This window comes from Streptomyces sp. NPDC005962, assembly GCF_040629205.1.
GTDB lineage: Bacteria > Actinomycetota > Actinomycetes > Streptomycetales > Streptomycetaceae > Streptomyces.
In genome coordinates this window covers 477408-495939 of record NZ_JBEXVE010000003.1, presented here as the reverse complement: position 1 = coordinate 495939, position 18532 = coordinate 477408, and the positions used below count along the sequence as shown (strand labels likewise).

The 18532-nt window shown below is 69.1% G+C and carries 20 protein-coding genes and 1 pseudogene; 2 read left to right on the top strand and 19 right to left on the bottom strand.

All coding sequences use genetic code 11. From position 1 onward, the window contains the following. Positions 1-131: 131 nt before the first annotated feature. Positions 132-530 (top strand): hypothetical protein, encoded by a 399-nt coding sequence (locus tag ABZ370_RS08470; protein ID WP_358618251.1) that lies wholly within the window; start codon positions 132-134, stop codon positions 528-530. 402 nt (positions 531-932) lie between these two features. Here ABZ370_RS08470 and ABZ370_RS08465 read toward each other — a convergent pair whose 3' ends face one another. The 12 genes from ABZ370_RS08465 to ABZ370_RS08410 all read right to left on the bottom strand — a co-directional run bounded on the left by ABZ370_RS08465 (position 933) and on the right by ABZ370_RS08410 (position 12005). After that, positions 933-1376: a hypothetical protein gene (locus ABZ370_RS08465; RefSeq protein ID WP_358618250.1), complete on the bottom strand. Its 444-nt coding sequence runs from the start codon at positions 1374-1376 to the stop codon at positions 933-935. Then, positions 1377-2480: a hypothetical protein gene (locus ABZ370_RS08460; RefSeq protein ID WP_358618248.1), complete on the bottom strand. Its 1104-nt coding sequence runs from the start codon at positions 2478-2480 to the stop codon at positions 1377-1379. It lies immediately after the preceding gene. Next, positions 2480-3406 carry a hypothetical protein gene (locus tag ABZ370_RS08455; RefSeq protein ID WP_358618246.1) on the bottom strand — a complete coding sequence of 309 codons (927 nt, stop codon included), beginning with the start codon at positions 3404-3406 and terminating at the stop codon, positions 2480-2482. Before ABZ370_RS08455 ends, ABZ370_RS08460 begins: the two co-directional genes overlap by 1 nt. A gap of 13 nt (positions 3407-3419) precedes the next feature. Continuing rightward, entirely contained in the window at positions 3420-4367 is a 948-nt protein-coding gene (locus ABZ370_RS08450; RefSeq protein WP_358618245.1) for a hypothetical protein, read from the bottom strand. Continuing rightward, positions 4367-8635 (bottom strand): phage tail tape measure protein, encoded by a 4269-nt coding sequence (locus tag ABZ370_RS08445; protein WP_358618244.1) that lies wholly within the window; start codon positions 8633-8635, stop codon positions 4367-4369. Before ABZ370_RS08445 ends, ABZ370_RS08450 begins: the two co-directional genes overlap by 1 nt. Positions 8636-8677: 42 nt before the next feature. Then, positions 8678-9076: a hypothetical protein gene (locus tag ABZ370_RS08440; protein WP_358618241.1), complete on the bottom strand. Its 399-nt coding sequence runs from the start codon at positions 9074-9076 to the stop codon at positions 8678-8680. Then, positions 9019-9573, bottom strand: a complete 555-nt coding sequence (locus tag ABZ370_RS08435) for a hypothetical protein (protein WP_358618239.1) — start codon at positions 9571-9573, stop codon at positions 9019-9021. The genes ABZ370_RS08440 and ABZ370_RS08435 overlap by 58 nt, the downstream gene beginning before the upstream one ends. Positions 9574-9575: 2 nt before the next feature. Continuing rightward, positions 9576-10220, bottom strand: a complete 645-nt coding sequence (locus ABZ370_RS08430; protein ID WP_358618236.1) for a hypothetical protein — start codon at positions 10218-10220, stop codon at positions 9576-9578. Positions 10221-10347: 127 nt separating this feature from the next. Then, complete coding sequence (locus tag ABZ370_RS08425) at positions 10348-10791, bottom strand: hypothetical protein (protein ID WP_358618233.1); 444 nt, start codon at positions 10789-10791, stop codon at positions 10348-10350. Beyond that, on the bottom strand, positions 10788-11216 hold the full coding sequence (locus ABZ370_RS08420; RefSeq protein ID WP_358618230.1) for an HK97 gp10 family phage protein: 429 nt from the start codon (positions 11214-11216) through the stop codon (positions 10788-10790). The genes ABZ370_RS08425 and ABZ370_RS08420 overlap by 4 nt, the downstream gene beginning before the upstream one ends. Further along, on the bottom strand, positions 11216-11647 hold the full coding sequence (locus ABZ370_RS08415) for a DUF6093 family protein (protein WP_358618227.1): 432 nt from the start codon (positions 11645-11647) through the stop codon (positions 11216-11218). The genes ABZ370_RS08420 and ABZ370_RS08415 overlap by 1 nt, the downstream gene beginning before the upstream one ends. Beyond that, positions 11637-12005, bottom strand: coding sequence for a hypothetical protein (locus tag ABZ370_RS08410; protein ID WP_358618224.1), 369 nt, complete (start codon positions 12003-12005; stop codon positions 11637-11639). Before ABZ370_RS08410 ends, ABZ370_RS08415 begins: the two co-directional genes overlap by 11 nt. A 176-nt stretch (positions 12006-12181) precedes the next feature. Between ABZ370_RS08410 and ABZ370_RS08405 the strand changes: the two genes are divergently transcribed. Then, positions 12182-12754, top strand: coding sequence for a hypothetical protein (locus ABZ370_RS08405; protein WP_358618221.1), 573 nt, complete (start codon positions 12182-12184; stop codon positions 12752-12754). A 155-nt stretch (positions 12755-12909) separates the two neighbouring features. Here the strand turns inward: ABZ370_RS08405 and ABZ370_RS08400 are convergent, their stop codons facing one another. The 7 genes and pseudogenes from ABZ370_RS08400 to ABZ370_RS08370 form a co-directional block, all read right to left on the bottom strand. Then, entirely contained in the window at positions 12910-13161 is a 252-nt protein-coding gene (locus tag ABZ370_RS08400; RefSeq protein WP_358618362.1) for a helix-turn-helix domain-containing protein, read from the bottom strand. Beyond that, positions 13144-13323 (bottom strand): annotated as a pseudogene (locus ABZ370_RS08395) (helix-turn-helix domain-containing protein); the annotation flags it as partial. The gene ABZ370_RS08400 and the pseudogene ABZ370_RS08395, both read right to left, overlap by 18 nt. Positions 13324-13561: 238 nt before the next feature. Next, the gene (locus ABZ370_RS08390; RefSeq protein ID WP_358618218.1) at positions 13562-15403 is read right to left on the bottom strand and encodes a tetratricopeptide repeat protein; all 1842 of its coding nucleotides are present in this window, start codon (positions 15401-15403) and stop codon (positions 13562-13564) included. 655 nt (positions 15404-16058) lie between these two features. Continuing rightward, positions 16059-16682 (bottom strand): hypothetical protein, encoded by a 624-nt coding sequence (locus ABZ370_RS08385; RefSeq protein WP_358618215.1) that lies wholly within the window; start codon positions 16680-16682, stop codon positions 16059-16061. 90 nt (positions 16683-16772) lie between these two features. Continuing rightward, positions 16773-17129 (bottom strand): hypothetical protein, encoded by a 357-nt coding sequence (locus tag ABZ370_RS08380; RefSeq protein ID WP_358618212.1) that lies wholly within the window; start codon positions 17127-17129, stop codon positions 16773-16775. Continuing rightward, positions 17126-17278, bottom strand: coding sequence for a hypothetical protein (locus ABZ370_RS08375; RefSeq protein ID WP_358618209.1), 153 nt, complete (start codon positions 17276-17278; stop codon positions 17126-17128). The genes ABZ370_RS08380 and ABZ370_RS08375 overlap by 4 nt, the downstream gene beginning before the upstream one ends. Positions 17279-17562: 284 nt before the next feature. Continuing rightward, positions 17563-17985, bottom strand: coding sequence for an ATP-binding protein (locus ABZ370_RS08370; RefSeq protein WP_358618206.1), 423 nt, complete (start codon positions 17983-17985; stop codon positions 17563-17565). Positions 17986-18532: the final 547 nt, after the last annotated feature.

Here is an 18532-nt window from a genome sequence, read left to right as displayed (position 1 = left end):
GGTGGCGCCAGGCACTCGGTCGGTACGCTCGCAGCAATTGCAAAAATATGGCAATGTTCTCCCCAATGAAGGGCCAGCGAAGTGCGGCCCGGAAAACGGGGAGTTCAATGTTCAGGTCCAACCTCGCCCGCATGACCACAGTCGGTGCCGCCACCGCCATGATGCTGGTCGCGTCGGCGTATCCGGCCATAGCCCAACAGAGGGGCGACGTCGGGACTTTGGCGAACAAGACCGTCGCAGTCGACGGAGGGAAGATGACCTTCATCGACGACGGCGATGTCTTCGAGATCTGCGACACCCGAGCCAATGGGGAGGGTGTGTACGGCGCACTCTTCTACAACTCGTACGTCGGCATCGACGGTTGGAAGCGTGTGATGACGATTGCGGACGGCGGCGCCGGATGCGGCAAGAAGGGGTACAACGTCGGAAACGGCGGCGATTACATGATGGTCATCTGCCGGAAGGCGTATCCGGACGGCCCTATTGGGACCCTTCCTAATTGCGACGATTCTGGGTCGTTCAACGAATAAGATCCGGCAAATGCGGTCCACTCGCCGGGACACCGGTCTCCTCGGTGTACCGCCAGGCAGAGACCCCGACCGACATGAGCCTGCCGACGCGCGTACGCGCGGCCGGTCACCGTTGCCCGTCCGGCAGCACAACGGTGACCGGCGCCCGCAGGGGATCGTCAGCGTCGCTGCCGTGGCTCATCCCTAAATGGTAGGTGGCGTGCCGACCGGGTGTCCGTGGTCCTCGCGAGCGGCGAGGTAGTCGGCCCAGTCCCCGCCGTCTGGGGTGGAGATGGAAGCGACATGCCTCCGGCCCGACGGCCGGAGGCATGTGAATCACCGTGTTGCTCACATGATCGCGGGACGTGACGTCCGGCCGCCTGACCCTCGGCTCATGATGTCGGTGGTGATCGATCTGGCGAATTAGTCGCCCTCGCCGACGCTATCGGTGCGGCACGTACACCCGTCGAGGCTGATCCAGGACGCGCGGGCGCTGCCGCCGCCCTGAACGCGCAGCCGCACCGCGCCCTTCGGGTCGATGTCGAGCTGGAGGGTGTGCCGTGCCGCGTCAGAGGCGACATTGACCGTGCGCGGCGCTTCGGGCCAGTACCCCTCGGGTAGCAGTGCGATCAGGTGCTCATCGGCGACCCGGCCGCTGACCAGCCCGATGCGGCCACAGAACTCCGTCGTGTCCCAGGGGTTGGCGCGGAACTGCGGCGGCTGTTCCTCGTCCGGGATGGTGGTGTCGCCGGTCAGCGGAAGGTTCCGCCACTCCGGGTAGGGGGCGCGTCGAGCGCGTTCCAGGGTGGCGACTCGTTTCTCCAACCGTGCGAGTCGTCGGCCGAGGGTGGCGATCGTGTCCGGCATCTACTGCTCTCCTCCTTCGGCCGCCTCGTCTTCGGGCATGTTGGTGCGTTCCAGCTTCAGCGTGGCGCGCTCGGCTGTCTCGCCTTCGCCGGGCCGGACCGTCCAGCCGACGATTCGGCACCAGCCGTCGTACTGGGTGTGCGGCTCGAACAGGCGAATCCGTACGTCGTCTCCGATGCGCAGGGCGTCGATCGGGGCGGCCGGGTGGTCGATGATCTCCAGCTCGGTCAGCGAGGGCAGGATCTGGCGGGCCAGCCGTTCGCGGCGGGCTCGCTGCCTCAGCTTCGTCTCGTCCTTCTCGCTCGTCTCCAGCCGGTGTTCCAGACGCAGGCGGCCGTTGCGTACGCCGTCCACGACGACCTTGCGCTTCTTGCCCTCGCCCGCGCCGAGCCCGATGACCCACTGGGCGTAGGAGTCGGCGTCGTTGATGACGTGCGGGGTGCCGACGACGTTCGCGCCGGTGGTGAACGTCAGGTCCTCGCGGAGTCGGCCGAGGCGCGGCGCGCCGAGGGTGACGTGCCGTTCGGCGCGGCGCCCGCGCCAGGCCACCGTCTCCGACCACTCCAGGCCGTCGTCGATCTCGGCCATCTCGTCCACCATCTCGCCGAGGTTGCGCGGGTCGGTCTGCGAAGTCGTGTACGGGTCCTTCGTAGTGCCGGTCTTCGCCTTCGACTTCGTGTCGTCCACGGTCACGCCGAGGTCACCGTCCGGCTGGGCCTGGGCATAGGCCCACACGTCGCGGATCACCTGGCACGGGTCGGCTTCGATGTACGGGCCGCGACCGTCCAGGTTGCCGTGCAGGTCGAAGCGGCGGTGGAGGTAGCTGGTGAAGCCCGCGGCTTCGACGGGCAGGGTGTTGCCCTCCGGCTCGGCACGCCACAGCACTCCGCCCCAGTCGAGTCGGGCGTTCCGCTCGACCAGGAGCACCGCGTCTCCGGCGTCGAGCGTGTCACTGAGCGGTCGGCGGAACGAGGTCGGCAGGGTCGCCTTCAGCGAGCCGGGCCCGGATATCTCCGGACCGTACTCGACCTCGCTCAGTGGCAGGTTCCAGTGCAGGACGTCGCCGGTGGCGGCCCGCGCGACGATGTATCGGTAGTCGGCCATCACGCGGGCCCTTCCGTGAAGGCGACGTCGAGCGTGACGGTTGTGCCCTTGGACACGGTCAACTTGCCGTCTCCGTACTTGTCTTGCTGGTTGATCTGGACGGCCAGGCGCTGGCGGGTGCCCCGGTGTTCAGGTGGCACGGGAAGCGTGTCGGCCAGGATCACGGAGGAGCGGCGGGTGGTGGTCCCGTCGTCGTCCACGACGGTCGGCTTCGCGGCGCGCTCCCCGAGCCGGATGCGCAGCTCGGCGTACAGGGAGCCTGCCTCGGCGCGCAGGCCGGACAGGGTGACGACGACGGCGACCGTCGTCGCCCAAACCGGTACGTCGATTTCCCATGCGGCTTCCTCGGGCCATGCCGCCCATTGGCCGTGCTTGCCGGGTACTTCATCCGTCTTCGTGGGGTGTGCGGTGCGCAAGATGCGCTCGGTGCGTGGGTTCGCGATCTGCCGCAGGTCGGTGATCATCTCGGCGGTGATCGCCGCGGTGTTCCGAGGCAGGGTGATGCGGGCCAGGGCGATCCCGGTCATCCCCTCGGGCACGGTGTCCGCGTCGTGGTCCGCGTCCTTGACGACGTGGAAGTAGCCGATCTCCTCGCGCCGGGGGTCGCGGTCCCCCTCCCACTCGGGGTCCTCGATCCGCAGGACGATCAGATCGGTACGGGCGAAGGGGCCGGTCGGGTCGACATCGACCCGGGCGTCGCCGATGTTGCTCTGGGTGTAGGCCCCCTGCCACGGGCGGGCACCGTGGATGAGGGCCGAGCCGTCGCCGACGCGGACTCCGGGGCCGGGGGCCTCCAGCGGCCGGACCTTCAGGTCCTCGCTCGCCGCGACGCCCTGTCGGCCGCGGGCGAGGTCGCGGATCATCAGGCGCATCGCTCGGGCGGAGTGGTCGGCCCCGCGCACCATCATCGGGGGTTGCAGCGTCACGATTGTTCTCCGTTCACAGGGTGGTGTACGCCGACCGCCACGCCACCTCAAGGCGTGCGGTGCCGGACGGGTCGGTCGCGCTCCAGGCGATCTCGGACCGTCCGGGCGGGAGGGTGAACAGGTCGAGACGGGATGCGGGGCTGAGGTCGTTGGCGACGTTGACGGTGCCGTTGCGAAGCGCCCAGCAGGTGGCGGGTCGGGTTTCCATCTCCACCCATTCGCCTTCGCGGAGTGACAGGTCGAGTTCGAGGGTGCGGTGGGTGGCGGTGTTCCAGATCCGGGGGTCGGTGACCGGGCCGTGCACTCGCAGGCTCGGGTAGGTCGGTACGTCGCCGTGGTTGGTGACCCAGCCGGGCCGGTCGTCGGCCGGGCGATGGTTCGGGGCGGCCGGGCGGCACGCGGCAGGGCGGCCCATCGCCTCGTCAACGGTGCGGTCTGCGCCGGTGGTGGGTGCGGCCTGGTCGAGGCCGAGCGTCAGCTTCGACGGCTCGTCGTCGTACCAGCGAGGGTTGTCCAGGCCGACGAACTCGATGTCCAGGGGTATCCATCCGTGCACGGCGGTCGCTGTGCTGGAGGCCTCCATACGGCGGAGTCGTCCGTACATGCGGCGTGTTGCATGACCGGGCCACCGGCCGCGCAGGACGTGACGGCCGTCCGGACTGGTCCGGGCGTCGGGGCGGTCCACGGCCCGCTCCAGCCGGGCCAGGATCTCGGCGGCCTTCACCGGGTCGCCGGGCGTCTTGATGCCCGCCTCGAAGCGCAGGGGGCGCGGTCCGTAGAAGTCCCGGCCCGGTGAGGAGCCGTCGCTGTTCGCGTTGTCGGCGTCCTGGGGCCGGGTGGCAGGCGCCCCGAGCCCTTCGACGTTCCCGACCGGCACATAGCTGCCGGTGCCGAGGACGACGCCGCCGATTTCGTACTGCCACGGGGCCAGTTCGGGGGTCTTGTTCAGTGCTGTGGTCATCACACTCTCCCGCCCCGCTGCGCGTTGCGCAGGGTGCGCATCATTTCGGTGCCGATCTGCTCGGGGGTGGCGGCGCTGTCGGTGACGGTGACCGGCATCGAGCCGATCAGCGGCTGCTGCTCGCGCACGACCACGACTTGGACCCGGCCGCCGGCACGGCCATTGACCACCCGGGTACGGGCCCGGTCGCTGCCCGTGCGGAGGTCGAAGGAGCGCACGACGCCCGCCATGGCCGCGACGCTGCGGGCCTGCTTGAAGGAGCTGGCGAGCATCGGCGTGGAGTCGCGGCCGCGGGCACTCCGGACGCCGCCGTTGGCGTACCACTCGACCTGGCCGCCGAACCGGCCGACCACTTCCTCCACGATCGCCTTGCTGCGGTCGCGCTTGGTGGTGGCCATGGGCACGTATGCCTCCCCGCCGGTCTCCCGCTCGCCCCAGATGCGGTAGCTCCCGGCCGGTGCGATCTGGGCGACGTGGCGCTCGCGGCGCGGTCCGCCGGTGACGCCGCCGTCCGCGAAGTAGTCGACGACCGCGCCGTTGGCGTGCCGTTTGGCGGCGCGGGCCTGGTTCTCGGCCTGGCGCCTGATGGCGTCCGCGGTGCTCTTGTTCTGCTGGTTGAGCTGGTCGTAGATCGTGACGTGCCGGGTGGTGACCGTCAGGGCTTTCCCGCGGAGCGCGTTGATGCGCTGTTGGATGGAGTCGGCCGCCTTGCGGGGGCCGCCGGTCGGCAGGGTGACCCTCACGTTCTTCGAGCCGGGTACCTTCTCGATCCGGAAGCCCAGTGCCTCAAGTTGCTTGCGGGCTGCGGCCGTCGGTGCCCGGACGACGACGGACTTCGCGCCCGGTGTCGCGCGGATCTTCGTCTGCACGGCTTGCAGGCTCTTGATGGCCGCGGCGGTCGGTGCGGAGACGTTGACCCTCTTGCTGTTGGGGGTCCTGCCGAGCTTGTCGATCAGGATGTCGAGGTTCTTCTTCGCTCCCTGCGTCGGCGCGGTGATCTTGATTTGCCGGGTGCCCGGCACGGTCTTCACCGTGAAGCCGAGGTCACGGAGCTTCTTCTGTGCCCCGTCGGACAGCGAATCGACCTTGATCGTCTTGGCGTTCGGCAGGCGCTGGAACTCGGCCTGGACCGCGATCAGGTTGGCGAGGGTGCTGTCCATGCCCTTCGTCTGGAGCAGCAGCGATACCTTCGACGGGAGCAGGCCCAGGCTGTCCGCGACCCCTTGGGCCTGGTCCTTGGTCAGGCCGTAGCCGCGGGCGGCCTGGATCGCCTCGGAGCGGGCGCGGCTCATCTGCTCGCGGGCCTTTGCCAGGGCAGCCGGAAGCGTCTCTCCGTTGCGCTGGGCGAGGTCGAACGTCGCCACGGAAGCGTCTGCCGCCGCGTCCGAGAGGGTGGTGAGCTGGGTGTAGAGCTGCTGACCGTTCCGCGTTGTGGTGTTGAGGGTCTTGTCCTCGTTGACCAGCTGCTTGCCGCCGTAGCCCTGCCCGCGGTTGACGCCCTTGCTGCCCTCTTGCAGGTCGAGGACGGCCGAGTTGACCTTCGCCTCAGCGGCCTGGAGCGTGATCTGGCCGCCCGACAGCAGGTCGAGCGCGCTCTTGAGGGAGCGGGTCCGGGTGTCTGCGTCGGCGGTCTGGTCGGCCAGGCCGCCTACGGCCGTCTTCAGCCGGTCGTAGGCCGAGGTGCCGTCCCCGGCCCCCTTGGTGGCTGCGGCCAGCTCTTTCGAGTTCTTCACCGACTCGGACATCTCGCCCTTGACGCCGCCGAGCGCGTCGGCGGCGTCCTTGTACTGCTGGCCGACATCGGTGTAGTCGAGGACCGACGCCTTGCCGCCCGCCAGGTCCTTGTACTCCCGGTGCGCGTTCGCCGTGGTCATGAGCCGCTTCTGCAGCGCGTCCAGGCTCGTGCCCTGCCCGAGGTAGGCGTCCGTCAGGGTGGCCAGCGGCACACCGGCCTGCTCCATGACCTTCGTGAGCTGGCCCTGTTCGGTCTTGGTGTCGAGGAGAGATTGGGCGGCCTGCTGGCGCACGTCGGCGTCGATCTGTCCACCGGACTCGCGCAGCGCGGAGGTGAGAGTGGAGACACGCTGCTGGTGTTCGGCAGCGGCTTGCGCGGCCTTCTGCTGGCGGGCCGCGAGGAGCCCGAGGCCGACCGACACACCCGCCAAGACGACACCGAACGGTCCGCCGAGAGCGTTGGTCACGCCGCCGAGCGTCGAGCGCAGTCCCGATCCGGCCGCCCGTCCGAGGCCGTTCAGCGTGCCGGTGAAGGTGGCTCCGGCGCCGTTCGCGCTGCGGAACGCCGCCGTCATGTTGCCGAGGAACCCGATGCGTGCCTGTACGGTCGCCCACGCTGCCCCGTACCGGGACAGGGCGACGCCGGACGCGGCGGCCAGGCTCTGCTGGACCCGCATCTGCTGGTTGAACGATGTGATGCCGGAGCGGACCGGGCCGGTCATGGTGGTCGCGAGGTTGGTCAGGGTCGGCTGCGCGCGGCGCAGGAGGAGCATCGCCAGGGCAGCGGACTGGATCGGCGCAGGCAGCGCGCCGAACGCGCTGACCAGACCGCCGACAACGTGGCCGATCGGGACCAGGACGAGGGACAGTCCGGAGACCGCGTCCATGGCCGTGTTGCCGACGATGGCGATGATGTCGAGCGTCCCGGCCGCTGCGCCTCCTTCTTCCCCGAGGCCCGCGATGGCCCGGAGGAGCGGTTCGGCGCCGTCGGCGGCGTTCTGCAGGACGTCGCCCAGTGTGCTCGCGGCGTTGATCAGCAGGTTGAGGCCGGTGGCCAGGGAGTGCTCGCCGATGTCCTTGAGCGGCCCGATGAGCTGCTGGGCCTCATCGATGAGGCCACCCAGCCCGTTCTTCGTGGACTCCTTCAGGTCGGGGCCGAACAGTGTGGCGATGTCTCGGCCGTAGTCGAGGGCGGTGGTCAGGTACGGCGTGGCCCCGGACATGCCGCGGGTGAGCAGGCGGGTCACCCACTCCAGGCCGGGCGCCATGCCCTCGTACAGGGCGATGCCGGTCTGCCGGGCCTGAGTGCGCAGCTGTGTCATCGCACCGGCCAGTCCCTCGCCGCGTGAGGCGGTGATGGACGCGGCCGAGCCGGTCTGATCGACGGCCATCGACAGGGCGTCGAAGGACTCGGTGCCCTGGTGGGCGAGCGCCACCGCCCCGCTGAGCGCAGGCTTCCCGAAGGCGCGGGTCACCCCGGCCGTGAAGTCCTTCTGACTCATGGAGTGTTCGGCCTTCGACAAGCCGTCGATCACCACGCGAAGGCCCTTGAAGCGTCCCTGCGCGTCCCATGCTTCAATCCCGAGATCGCGCAGCGCGTTCTTCATGATCGGCGTCGGCGCGGCCAGGTTCGCGAAGATGCCGCGCAGGCTCGTGCCCGCCGTCTGCCCGAGGATGCCGGACTTGCCGAGCATTCCGACCGCGGCTGCGGTGTCCTGGAGGGTGACGCCGAGGGCGTTCGCGACCGGGCCCGCGTACCGCATCGAGTAGTAGATGTCGGTGATGGAGCCGGAGGCGTTGTTGGCGGTGGCGGCGAGGGTGTCGGCCGCGCGGGACGCCTGATCAGCGCCGAGGCCGTACTGATCCATGATGTCGCCCAAATACTTGGCCGACGTGGCGGCGTTGACGTCGGCCGACGCCGCGAGCTGGAGCGAGGCCCGTACGGCGTCAATCGACTGATCCGCGCGGAACCCGGCCTTGCTCAGCTCGACCATGCCCTCGGCGGCGTCCGCCGACGTGGAGGTCGGCAGCGTCAGGTCGTTGCCGAGTTCCTGGGCGACCTCGGCGGCGCGCTTCATCTGCGAAGCCGTCGCGTCGGTCACCGCGCGGAAGAGGTTCATCTGCCGCTGGTAGCGGTTGCCCTCCTCGACCATCTCGCCGGTGCCAAGGACGAGGGAGCCACCGGCGAGCATGTTGGTGGCGGACATGCCCCGCTGACCGGCCCCGGCGGTCGCCCGCTGGAGCCGGGACATCGACCGTGTGCCGTCGTCCCCGGCCGCGCGCAGCGCCGCGCGGGCGGCCCCGGCCCGAGCGGCGATCCGATTCAGCTCTCCAACAGCCGCGCGGGCGGAACGATTCAGCGCGGCGAACTGCGCGGTGACCCGAGCCCCGTTGGCATCCAGCCGGGCCAGGGAGCTGTTCGCGGCAGCGGTCCGGTCCCCCAGCGTCCGCATCTGAGCGGAGGCAGCACGGGTTCCCGCGATCAGGTCGCGGACCTCGGCGCGCATCGCGACCGTGAGGGTGAACCCGGCCACCGGTGGCGGCCTCCTTACTTACTTACGTGGTGCGGGGGTGGATCAGGGGCGCTGTTCGTGCTGGTCGCGCGGTAGGAGCTGGATCTTCACGCCGTAGCCGGACCGGTCTTGCGGGACGTGGTCGCGTTCCTGCTCGATCAGCTCGCAGCCCGGGCAGCGCAGGGTGTCGGTGACGTAGGCATGCGGGTCGCCGCCGCGTTCGCGGTCCCACTCCTCCAGCCGTGTGTGGCACTCCGGGCACACCGCCCGCTGCCACTCCGCCCAGGCCAGGGCTTTCGCCCGGTCGAGGTCGGACCAGCGGCCGTCGCCGCCGAGGAACTGCGAGTGCGGGACCTGGTACCGCTGGCACAGCTCCAGTTCGGCACGCAGGCCGGCGTCAAGGCTCAGCCTTTTCCCAGCTCGACCCGGCTCTCCTGCTGAACCTGCCAGGCCGCGTCCCACAACGAGTTCGCATCGGGTGCCGACCAGCCGTTCAGCAGCTCCTCGGCCTCCTCGCGGCTCATGCCGTCCACGGAGGCCGCAGCGACCAGCGCGGCGGGGAAGGTGTCGGCGTTGAAGATCGCCTGCTGTTCCGCCTGTTGCTCGGTGGGCGGGTGCTCGGCGAGCAGGTCCTCCAGCACCGGGCGCGGCAGTGCGCGGAAGGTCAGGAACTCTGAGGCGGCGTCCAGTGCTGACAGGGCCTGGTCGCGCGCCGAGTCGGCGTCGGCGGCCTGCCGCGCTGCCAGTTCGTCACCAGGGTTGGCCTCGGCGACGAACCGGGCGCGGCGGGCTGCCTGCTCTGCGTCGTCGTACCGCTGGCGCAGCTCAGCGTCGTCGCAGACGCGGAGCCGGTTCTGCGGCCGGGCCCGGCGGCGGAGGCGTTCCATCTTGGCCGCCCACTGCCCCTCCCCCGCGCTGGCGGTCGGGGACGGGCGCCTGGTCTGTGTGGGGCGCGACACGATCAGACCCCGTCGGCGTCGTGTTCACGGGACGCCACCTCGGCCTCGGCCTTGGCCTTGGTGGTGCCGATCACGGTGGCGTCGGCATGGTCGCCATCGCGGTGCCCGTGCCCGTGTTCGTCGTCGCAGTCCTCGTCCGGCAGCGGCCGGGGCTGCTGCGCCTGCGGCACCGGACGGTCAAGCGAGGGCTCGTCGATGATCGTGAAGTCGACCTTGAACTTGGCCGCCTCGTTACCGGTGCTGTATGTCGCGGCGCGGGTGGCGACCTGCACGGGGAAGACGTCGACCGAGCGGGAGCCGGGCAGGTCGCCCTTGCGGAGCAGGATGACGTAGCCCTTCGCCGCCTTCGGCAGCTGCTGCTCGATCTCGTCGGAGTGCCGGTCCTCGTAGAACGTCAGGCTGGAGTTCTCGGCCTTGTCGTTGCCCGGGATCGAGGAGTTGAAGCTCGACCCCATGTCGGGGGTCTCGATCGGGTCGTTCTCCAGCGCCCAGCCCTCGATGTCCGAGACGGCATCGGTCAGGCCGAAGGCGCTGGCGATCTCCCGGCGACTGGGGTACTTCGGGTCGTTGAGGTCCTTGGACCACAGGATCTTGGAGATGCCGCGCCGCAGAAACCGGGTCTGGGTCGTCTTCGTGCTCGTGGACACAGGTCCGCTCCCACTTCTGGGGCAGCGTCCCGTGCCGAGGCCCTGCCCCTTGAGGTTCAAAGGGGGTTCGCCTGGCCTGGGGCCTAGCGTCCGCGCGGGCCTCCGCGGTGAGGAACGAGAAGTTACGTCATGCCGAGGTCACGGTGATCGTGACCCGCTGCACGTACGACACGATAACGCCTGCCGCCGACACCGAAGGCTCTCCTCCGGCGTCATAGGTCAACTCCCGGTCGATGACGCGCGCTTCGGGAACGGCCAGGTCCTGGGCCCATCCGCCGTCGGTCCGTCCGACGACACCGGCGCGTACACGGTCGGCCAGCCACTCGACCTGATCGGCCCGTTCTCCGACCGAGGTGATCTGGTAGGCCCAGGCCGCATCGGCGTGCCAGTCCCACAGGGGCGGGCCTGCGAACTCGGCGGGCAGCGAGTCGAGGATCATGTACGGGACGGGCGCGGTATCCCAGCCGGACTTCTGCTGAACACGTGGGTGTTCTCCGACTCCACACGGTCGGCCGGTGGTGTGCTCCAGGAGAGCGGCCAGCGCACGGGTCACCGGCAAGCGGGCGGTCACGGAAGCACTCCGTCCGCCAGGGCCTGGAGGAACGCTGCTTCGGTCTGCCGGAACGCGGGCTCGACGTGCGGGAACGGCGGCTGCCGGTAGTGCCTTCCGATCGAGTCCACGCCGACGAAGCCGTACTCCAGCCGTCGCGCCTGCGGGGCGTCGGTGAACACCTCGCCGGTGACCTCGCCGCCCCCGGTGCGCATCCGCACGTCCCAGGAGGCGCGGTACTGCCCGGTGATCGCGTTCGGCCCCGGCCTGCCGCTCGCGTTTCGCTGAATCCTGACGCGCAGCAGCATGGCGTGGTGCCGCGTGATCGTGCGCGTACGGGCGCGGGTGGCCGGACCCATCCGGGCGAGCGCGGCGGCCAGGGCGATCGGGTCGCGGAACGCCGTCGCGTCCGGGTGGGCGTTGGGGTGCGGGTTCACGGTGGCCATCAGTCGATCACCTGGACCCGGACGATGCGCACCACGCTGTAGGTGCCGACCGCTTCGTCGGAGACGCGGAACCTGCGGCCGACGAGCTGCGGGTCTCGGGGGCCTCCGGGGCGGACTGATCCGGCTACGCGGATCACGTCGTCGCGCCGCAGCACGGGGGCCTCGACCGGCAGCACGGCCTGGTAGTCGGTGGTGGGCGGTTCGACGGCGACCGACCCGCCGACCGGCTGGGTGATGGCCGGGCGGCCGAGCGGCATCACCGCCCCGAGCCCGTCCCAGACCAGTTCCTCATCCGGTGCGGGCGGCACCAGCCTGCCGGTGGTCTCATCCAGCACGTCGTCCGTACGGCCCGCGCTGTCCCGCCACGCCTCCAGCTTGTCGTCGAGGATGCGGTCGACGACCCGGCGTGCGCCTTCCACGTCAAGCGCCACGAGCCCACTCTCCGAGCTGGGTGAGCATCGCTTCGGTCAGCGAGTGCGGGTCGACGCCGAGGTCGAGCCGGGCGAGCGCGGCGCGCTCCAGCTCCTGCGGGTTGATGGCAGCCAGGAATACAGCCGCAGCCGGACCGGGGTCCGGCATATCGGCGACGGAGACGCGGGCCATGCCCTCGAACTGTGTGTCGCCGCTTTCCGTCAGGTGTAGGACGACGTGGGGCGGCTCGCCCGGGAGACGGCTGATCGTGTACGCGCCGACAGCGCGGAAGTCCACCGGTTCACCGTCGATCTCAATGGTGGTCTGCGGGCCCCGCGCGGCAATCCGAACCTGCCGCAACGGGTCGTTGTGGTTCATCCAATCGACGGTAGGACCGCTGTCGGACAACACCCCACGTCACCTTGCCGACGACGGCCGGATCGATGTGGCGTGTCCAAGTGAAAACCTGCGACGCACTCGCCTGATGCGGAACACTGCCCCAAAGCAGCATCGAACCTGGCTATTCATTCCCAAGCAGTCGTAGGGGAAGCACCATGTGGCACACCACCGAGTTCGGCTCGTCTCATGAGGGCAAGCCCGCAGCGGTCCTGGCTGACGGCAGCGAGCCCAAGCCGGTGTACTTCGATGTCGGCAGCTCTGGTTCCGTTCCGGCCGTAAGCGAATGGTGGGTGTACGACGGCAGGCTGCACGCACCGAAGGCAGCGCATCTACGCGGCTCGTGTGCGTGCGGCTGGCGTGGCGAGAGCCTGTATCCGATCGACTGGGACCAGGTGGAAGACGCCCGGTTCGACATCGAGGTCTCGGGCCCTCAGAGCGACTGGGAGCAGCACGTCGAGGAGGTTCGGGCGCGGTCGGTGCCGCTGCCGACGGCGCTGGAGACGCTGCTGACCCAGGTGGACGAGCAGTTGACCGCCCTGTCGGTCGAGGCGCCGTTGGCCGCGCTGAGAGGAGTGGCGGTCCTGGAGCGCATCACCAAGCGCATCGGGCGCGAGGCGGCATACGACGCGAAGGCCGACGAGCTGTCCTGGGATGCGATCGGGCAGGCGCTGGGGCTCGACGAGAAGACCGCCCGCTCCCGCCTGCTCCACTACAGCCTCAGAAGCTGATTCCAGCCGGGCCAGGGCATCCGACCACGGGCCACCCGCTGCTCGGCCGAGCTGTTCGACGCAACGCTCAGCCGTCCCTGGTCCGCACGAACACGGGACAGGGACGGCTGGGAAGTGCCGTGCAGGCGCGTCGGCCCCTGACCGGAGGGCGGAGGTCAGCTCCCGTCAGAGTCGTTCACGATCTTGCTGCGCTTGCTGCTCCGAGGGCCGGGACGACGCATCTTGGTCCCCGCCTCAACGAGCCGACGGTAGGTGTGCACTTCAGAGAAGCCAGCCTCCTCAGCCAGCTCACTGATCGAGGCCCCAGCCTCGTACCGGTCCTTGAGCTTTGCTACGAGCGCCTCGCGCTCTGCCCTGCGCTCTGCGGACTGTGCCTGACTCCGTTGGTCGCCCCCGCGACCGCGCATCGCGGCCCCGCCTTCTACCAGGAGTCTGTTCATGAACCCGTAGGACCGCCCGGCTTCCTCGGCCAGGTCACGTATCGAAGCTCCAGCTTCGTACTTCGTCTTGAAGCGCACGGCCCACCTTGCCCGCTCCGCTCCAGCCAGTCGCCGCACGGTCACCGCCACGCAATGCGTGCAGTGTTCGTCGCAACGCACCACTGCGTGTCCCCAGCGGACATAGTGTTCTTGCGTCCCGAAGTCGACAGAACACCGTAGATAGCATTTTTGAAATTGATCAACAGATTCCTCTCATGCGATTGGGCCTTTTGCAAACCGCGCGGGATTCACGGTGGGCAGTGGGGTTGCGGGATGCGTCATCCCGCAGGTGGGGATGAAACCCGGCTCGGCTATCCGACCCCCAGGTCTACTGCGTCAGTTGGGCAATGCACTGACGTACTCGCTCGGCGTCGTGCGGGTTGATGTGGTCGTACCGTTCCAGGGCGGCCGTGTAGTACTGGCTGGCGTGGGCGGAGTGGCCCTGTTCCTGGGCGGTGTGTCCGAGCATTTCCAGTGTCCGGGCAATCCAGCGTGGGGAGTCGGTCTCCTCGAACTCCGTCCTCGCCTGGGTCAGCAGGCGCACTGCTTCGAGGTAGTCGCCGAGGAGTGCGTGTGCTCGGCCCAGCCATGCCAGGGCGCGGGCGGCGTCGAAGGGGTCGCAGTCGGCCAGGACCGAGCGCGCGGTGATGAAGTGGTCCATGGCTTCGGGGATCGTCCGGGCGTCCAGGCGGATGCAGCCGAGGATGATCTCGGCGAGTGCCGCGCCGCGCCGGTCACCCTGATCCAGCCGCATCTCCCGGACCCGGAGCAGCAGCGGCTCCGCTTCATCGGCGTGGCCGACCGCGTGGTGGGTGACGCCCAGCTCGAAGAGGGCTTGAGCCTGCATCCGTTGGTCGTCGGCGGCGTCGGCCAGGCCCAGGACTTGGATGAAGCAGTCGATGGCCTCCCGGTGCCGACCGCTGGAGCGCAGGGCGATACCCCGGGTGTTGCGCACGACGCGCTCGGCTTCCCGGGCACCGCACCTGCTCGCGGCCCGGATGGCCATCGCGTGTGCCTCGTCCCACAGTGCGTAGTGGTGATGGCTGCGCCACCAGGGCCACATGGCGTGCACCAGTTGCCAGACCATCGCATCGATCCCGGCTGCTTCGGCGTGACGCACGCCCTGCATGAGGTTGTGGTGCTGGGCGTCGAGCCAGGCCGTGGCGCCGGCGTCGTCGGTGAACGGGATCTGCTCGGTGAGGTAGACGTAGTCGCGCTCCAGGCGGCAGTGGCTGGGGGTCAGCCGCCGCTCGGCGTCGGTGGCGCAGACGAGGTACCAGTCCAGCAGGCGCCGCACTGCTTCTGGTCGGCCTTCGTCTTCGTGAGCGCGGGCGTGGTCTCGTACGGCATCGTGGAATCGGTAGACCGGGCCGGTCCGGCCCGGAAGGTGGCCGCGCTCTTCGAGCTGGTGGGCCGCTGCCAGGGTCTCCAGCAGCGTCACAGCCTGCTGGCTCGGGAGTACGCAGGCTGCGGCGATCATGTCGGGGTCGAGGTCGAGAGCAGGCAGCGAGGCGGACAGCCGGTACACGCGGGCAGCGGACGGTGGCAGTGCCTTGTAGGCACTGTCCAACGCGCGTGCCACGGCTTGGTGGTGGCGTCCGGATGTCGCCGGGTCGCCTGACCAGGAGTCCATGTCGTCGTTCCTTCCGTTGCTGTGGATGGTGGCCAGGTGTGTGGCGGTGACGGTGACTGCCAGGGGGATGCCGCCGGTTCGGTCCGCCAGCCGCCGTACTTCCCTACGGGGGAGTCGTTCGCTGCCGGGAAAGCGGGTCAGCAGGTGTTCTGTGGAGTCCGGGTCCAGCGGCGGCATGTGACAGAAGACCGCGCCGTCACATAGGAGCCCGGCCAGCTGATCCCGGCTGGTGACGACCACGACGTGTCCGGCACCCCCGGGAAGGAGCGTCTGGACCTGGTGCGCTGTGGCGGCGTCGTCCAGAAGAACGGCGAGCGGTGGGTGCTGGGCGGTGATGGATCTCCACCACGCGGCCAGCTCCTCGGCATCGCCGCACAACTCCCCCGGCCACAGGGCGCGCAGCAAACGCCCCAACGTCTCCACTGCGGTGGCCGGACCATCGGGTGCGAGCCCGCGCAGGTTGACCTGGAGCTGTCCACCGGGAAACTCGGCGCCCAGCTCGTGCAGCAGCCGCTCGGCGAAGGCAGTCTTTCCCACGCCCGCGATGCCGCTGATCGCGGCGATGCGTGCACCGGTTCGGGGCTCGTCAGCAAGCGATGCTGCCAGATGACGCAGTTCAGTCTCCCGGTCGGTGAAGGTGGCGGAGACCGGTCGAAGCTGGCGTGGGACCGGCAATCGAAGCGGAGGGCTGGTGTGGAAGGTGACGCTGTGGATATCGCGGGCCTGGATGCTGGTGCCGACGGTCGCGGGGCCGCTGAGCGTGTTCGCCGACGACGCGTGGTCGCCTGGTCTGGGCGGGGTGTGAGGCACGAAGTGCATCTCCTGAGTGGGAGAACGGGATGAGAACGCAAGCCCGGGACGCGGATGGGGTCCCGGGGGTGGCCGGGCCCGGCCACCGTCTCGTGCGTGACCAACGGAGACGGCAGCCGGGGCGCATGCCGCGGGGGACGGCAGTCGCGCTCTCCTTCTCCCCAGGGGAAGGAGACCCGGCGGAGGTCGTCCCCGGCCTGTGGCGCAGCACGCTGGGGACGACCGGTTGAGCCCGCTCGGTGCGTCGGGGAAGTGCCTCCGGTGCACCGAGCGGTTGTCTAGGTGGCCGAGGCCCGTAGAACGAGGCAGGCCAGTGGGCCGCGCAGGTCGTAGCGGACAACGCTCGCCCACCCGTGACCGACGGCCGATATCTCCTGGTCGGTCATGCCTTCGCCCTCCGCAGTGCGTCCGCGATACGACGTGCGCAGCGGACGCTGATGCTGGCCAGCTCCACGGCAGGGTCTCCATTCCCGTCGCCGTGCCGGGTACAGGCGGGGTGGTATTCGATGTGGTGGTACTGGCCGGTGGTCACCTCGAAGGCTGAGGCGAGCCGTTCGGAGATGCGTTGCCCTTCGTTCCAGTCGTCCACGTCGCCCACGCTGTCCCCCTGCGGGGCACCCATCAAGCTGGCCAGACGGTCCGCGGTCTCCACGGTGATGGTGCCGAGGCGGAATTGACCGCCCGAGACGTTGAGGTCCGGGACGTCCAGAGTGTGCTTGGTGAAGGCGGTCCGCAGCTTGGTCTCGGTCTTGTAGAGAGGGCGGTTGCCTTCGTGGATCAGCTCGGCGAGGTGCAAGACGGTCAGGTGGTCGGCGAGACCGAGCTGGACGTGCGCGGTGCCCCTGACGATCTCGACCATCCCCGATTGAATGGTCACACCGGCGATTCGAAGCTCCTTTTCCAACTGGCTCTTGGCCTCGACAGCCTCCTTCCAATACCTCTCGGCGCCGCGATCCGGATCGGGGGCAATCTCGGCCGGTGCTGTCTGATCGTTCGGGAGGGGCATGCGGTGCTCCAAGTAGGTGTTCGTCGGTTCGTGCTGGGTGCGACCGGCCGATCGTCACGGCGGCGCGTTTCCCGGGATGAGCGGCCCTGGCTAGCCTCTTCGGTGCGTTCCCGGGTTTGTCGTGGTCGTTTCGACGACGGGGAGCACGGAGACAAGGTGCGCGGTCCATTTCCAGCGGGCGTTGGGGGTGCGCACCTCGAACGCGTACGGTCTTCCGCTACGCAGGTCGTGGACCGCGGTACCTGCGCGTTCGTGGTTGCCGAGCCAGGCCCAGGCGACCGCGAAGGGCTCAGCCTCCAGATGGGGTGTGACCTCTCGGACCGCCTGCCGCATCCAGGTGATGGCGTGACCGGGGAAGGCCGTCGTGCGGTCCTCCGCCACGCCTCGACCGGCCGATGGGCCGAGGTAATCGGCGTGGCACCAATAAGCGCGAGGCAACTGGGTCACGCCGACCGCCTCCTCGGCAGCGGCGGCACATCCCCGTCCATGCCGCCCCGAGTTCCGTACGGAACGACGTGCAGGTGGGCGCTCGCGGGCAGGTAGACCGGCCTGGCAGCGAACTCGTAGCAGGTGCGTCCCTCATCAACGAGGTGCACGTACATCGCTCCCTCCGAGAGGCAAGCGATGGCCTCGTCCATCGCCCACCGGTCCTTCAACCACGCAAAGGCCGCCCGCTGGGCAGAGATCTGATGCATGTACCAGGCCACCCACCGCACTCGTATGCGAAGCCGTGCAACAGCTCGCGCGGGTGTATCAGCGGGCGCCCCACCGAATTGGAACCCCTGTAGGGATTGCTCGATCTCGGCGTGGAAGGCGGTGACCTCGACCCAGTAGCCCCCGGCACGGGGCCGGGGGCGCCGGTGTCGGCTGTGCATCTCGCTCACTCGGTGGGCTCCCCCGAAGCCGTGCTGATCTCGATCTCGAACCACACGTCCTTGCCTTCAGCGGTGAGCTTGACGCCCCAAGAGGTGGCCAGCTCCCTCAGGAGAACCAACCCCCGCCCGCTCTCAGCGGCCCAGTCCGGAGTACGAACAACCGGCAGATCGGTGCTGGTGTCACTGACCGTTACACGCACGCCAGCAGGCTGACGTTGGAGCGTGAGGACGCACGTAGCGGACTCCGTGTGCTTGTCCACATTGGACAGCAGCTCGTGAACACCCAGCGTCGCGGCTTCCACTAGCTGACCGACGCCCCAATAACGCAGGTGCGCTCTGACGATCAGACGTAAGACCTTGAGGTCCTGCGGGTGAGCAGTCAGCTCCTGCCTGTACTCCCTGATTCCTGCCTCTGCCATGACGGTCATGGCTCCTCCATCGCACCGACGTGATTCCCCAGTGGACCGGCCTGCGCCGGACCGTTCGATATGCGCATTCGGAACGGCGAGGGGAGATCAAGATTTCCGTCACGCAGCAGCGTTCGCCATGTCGCAGCAAGTGCCACCTCACACACCATCGGGTGACTCGGGTACCACCGACATGTCATCTGAGCCCCACTTGCGCTCAAGATCCCTATGCCTGGTTCAGGTTGGGCAATAGTGGGCTGTGGGGCTAGCAAGCCGCTTCGGCCCTGCCCGTGAACACGTCGGCTGGAAAGGAAGCGTCGGCCATGGACGCGCGGACACTGCTCCAAGTGCTGGTTCGTGAGCGGGGCTGGACTTTTGACATGTTCAGACGGGCCTATGAGAAGGCCGCCCGAGAGGTCGCAGCAGCAGCCGGTGAGCCCCCGTCGACCGCGACGGTGGAGGAACAAACGTTCCGTCGATGGACCTCCGGCCGCGTCAAGGGACTCCCGAACCAACCAGCCCCGCAGGTCCTGGAGCACATGCTCGGGTACCCCGCGCGGCAGCTCTT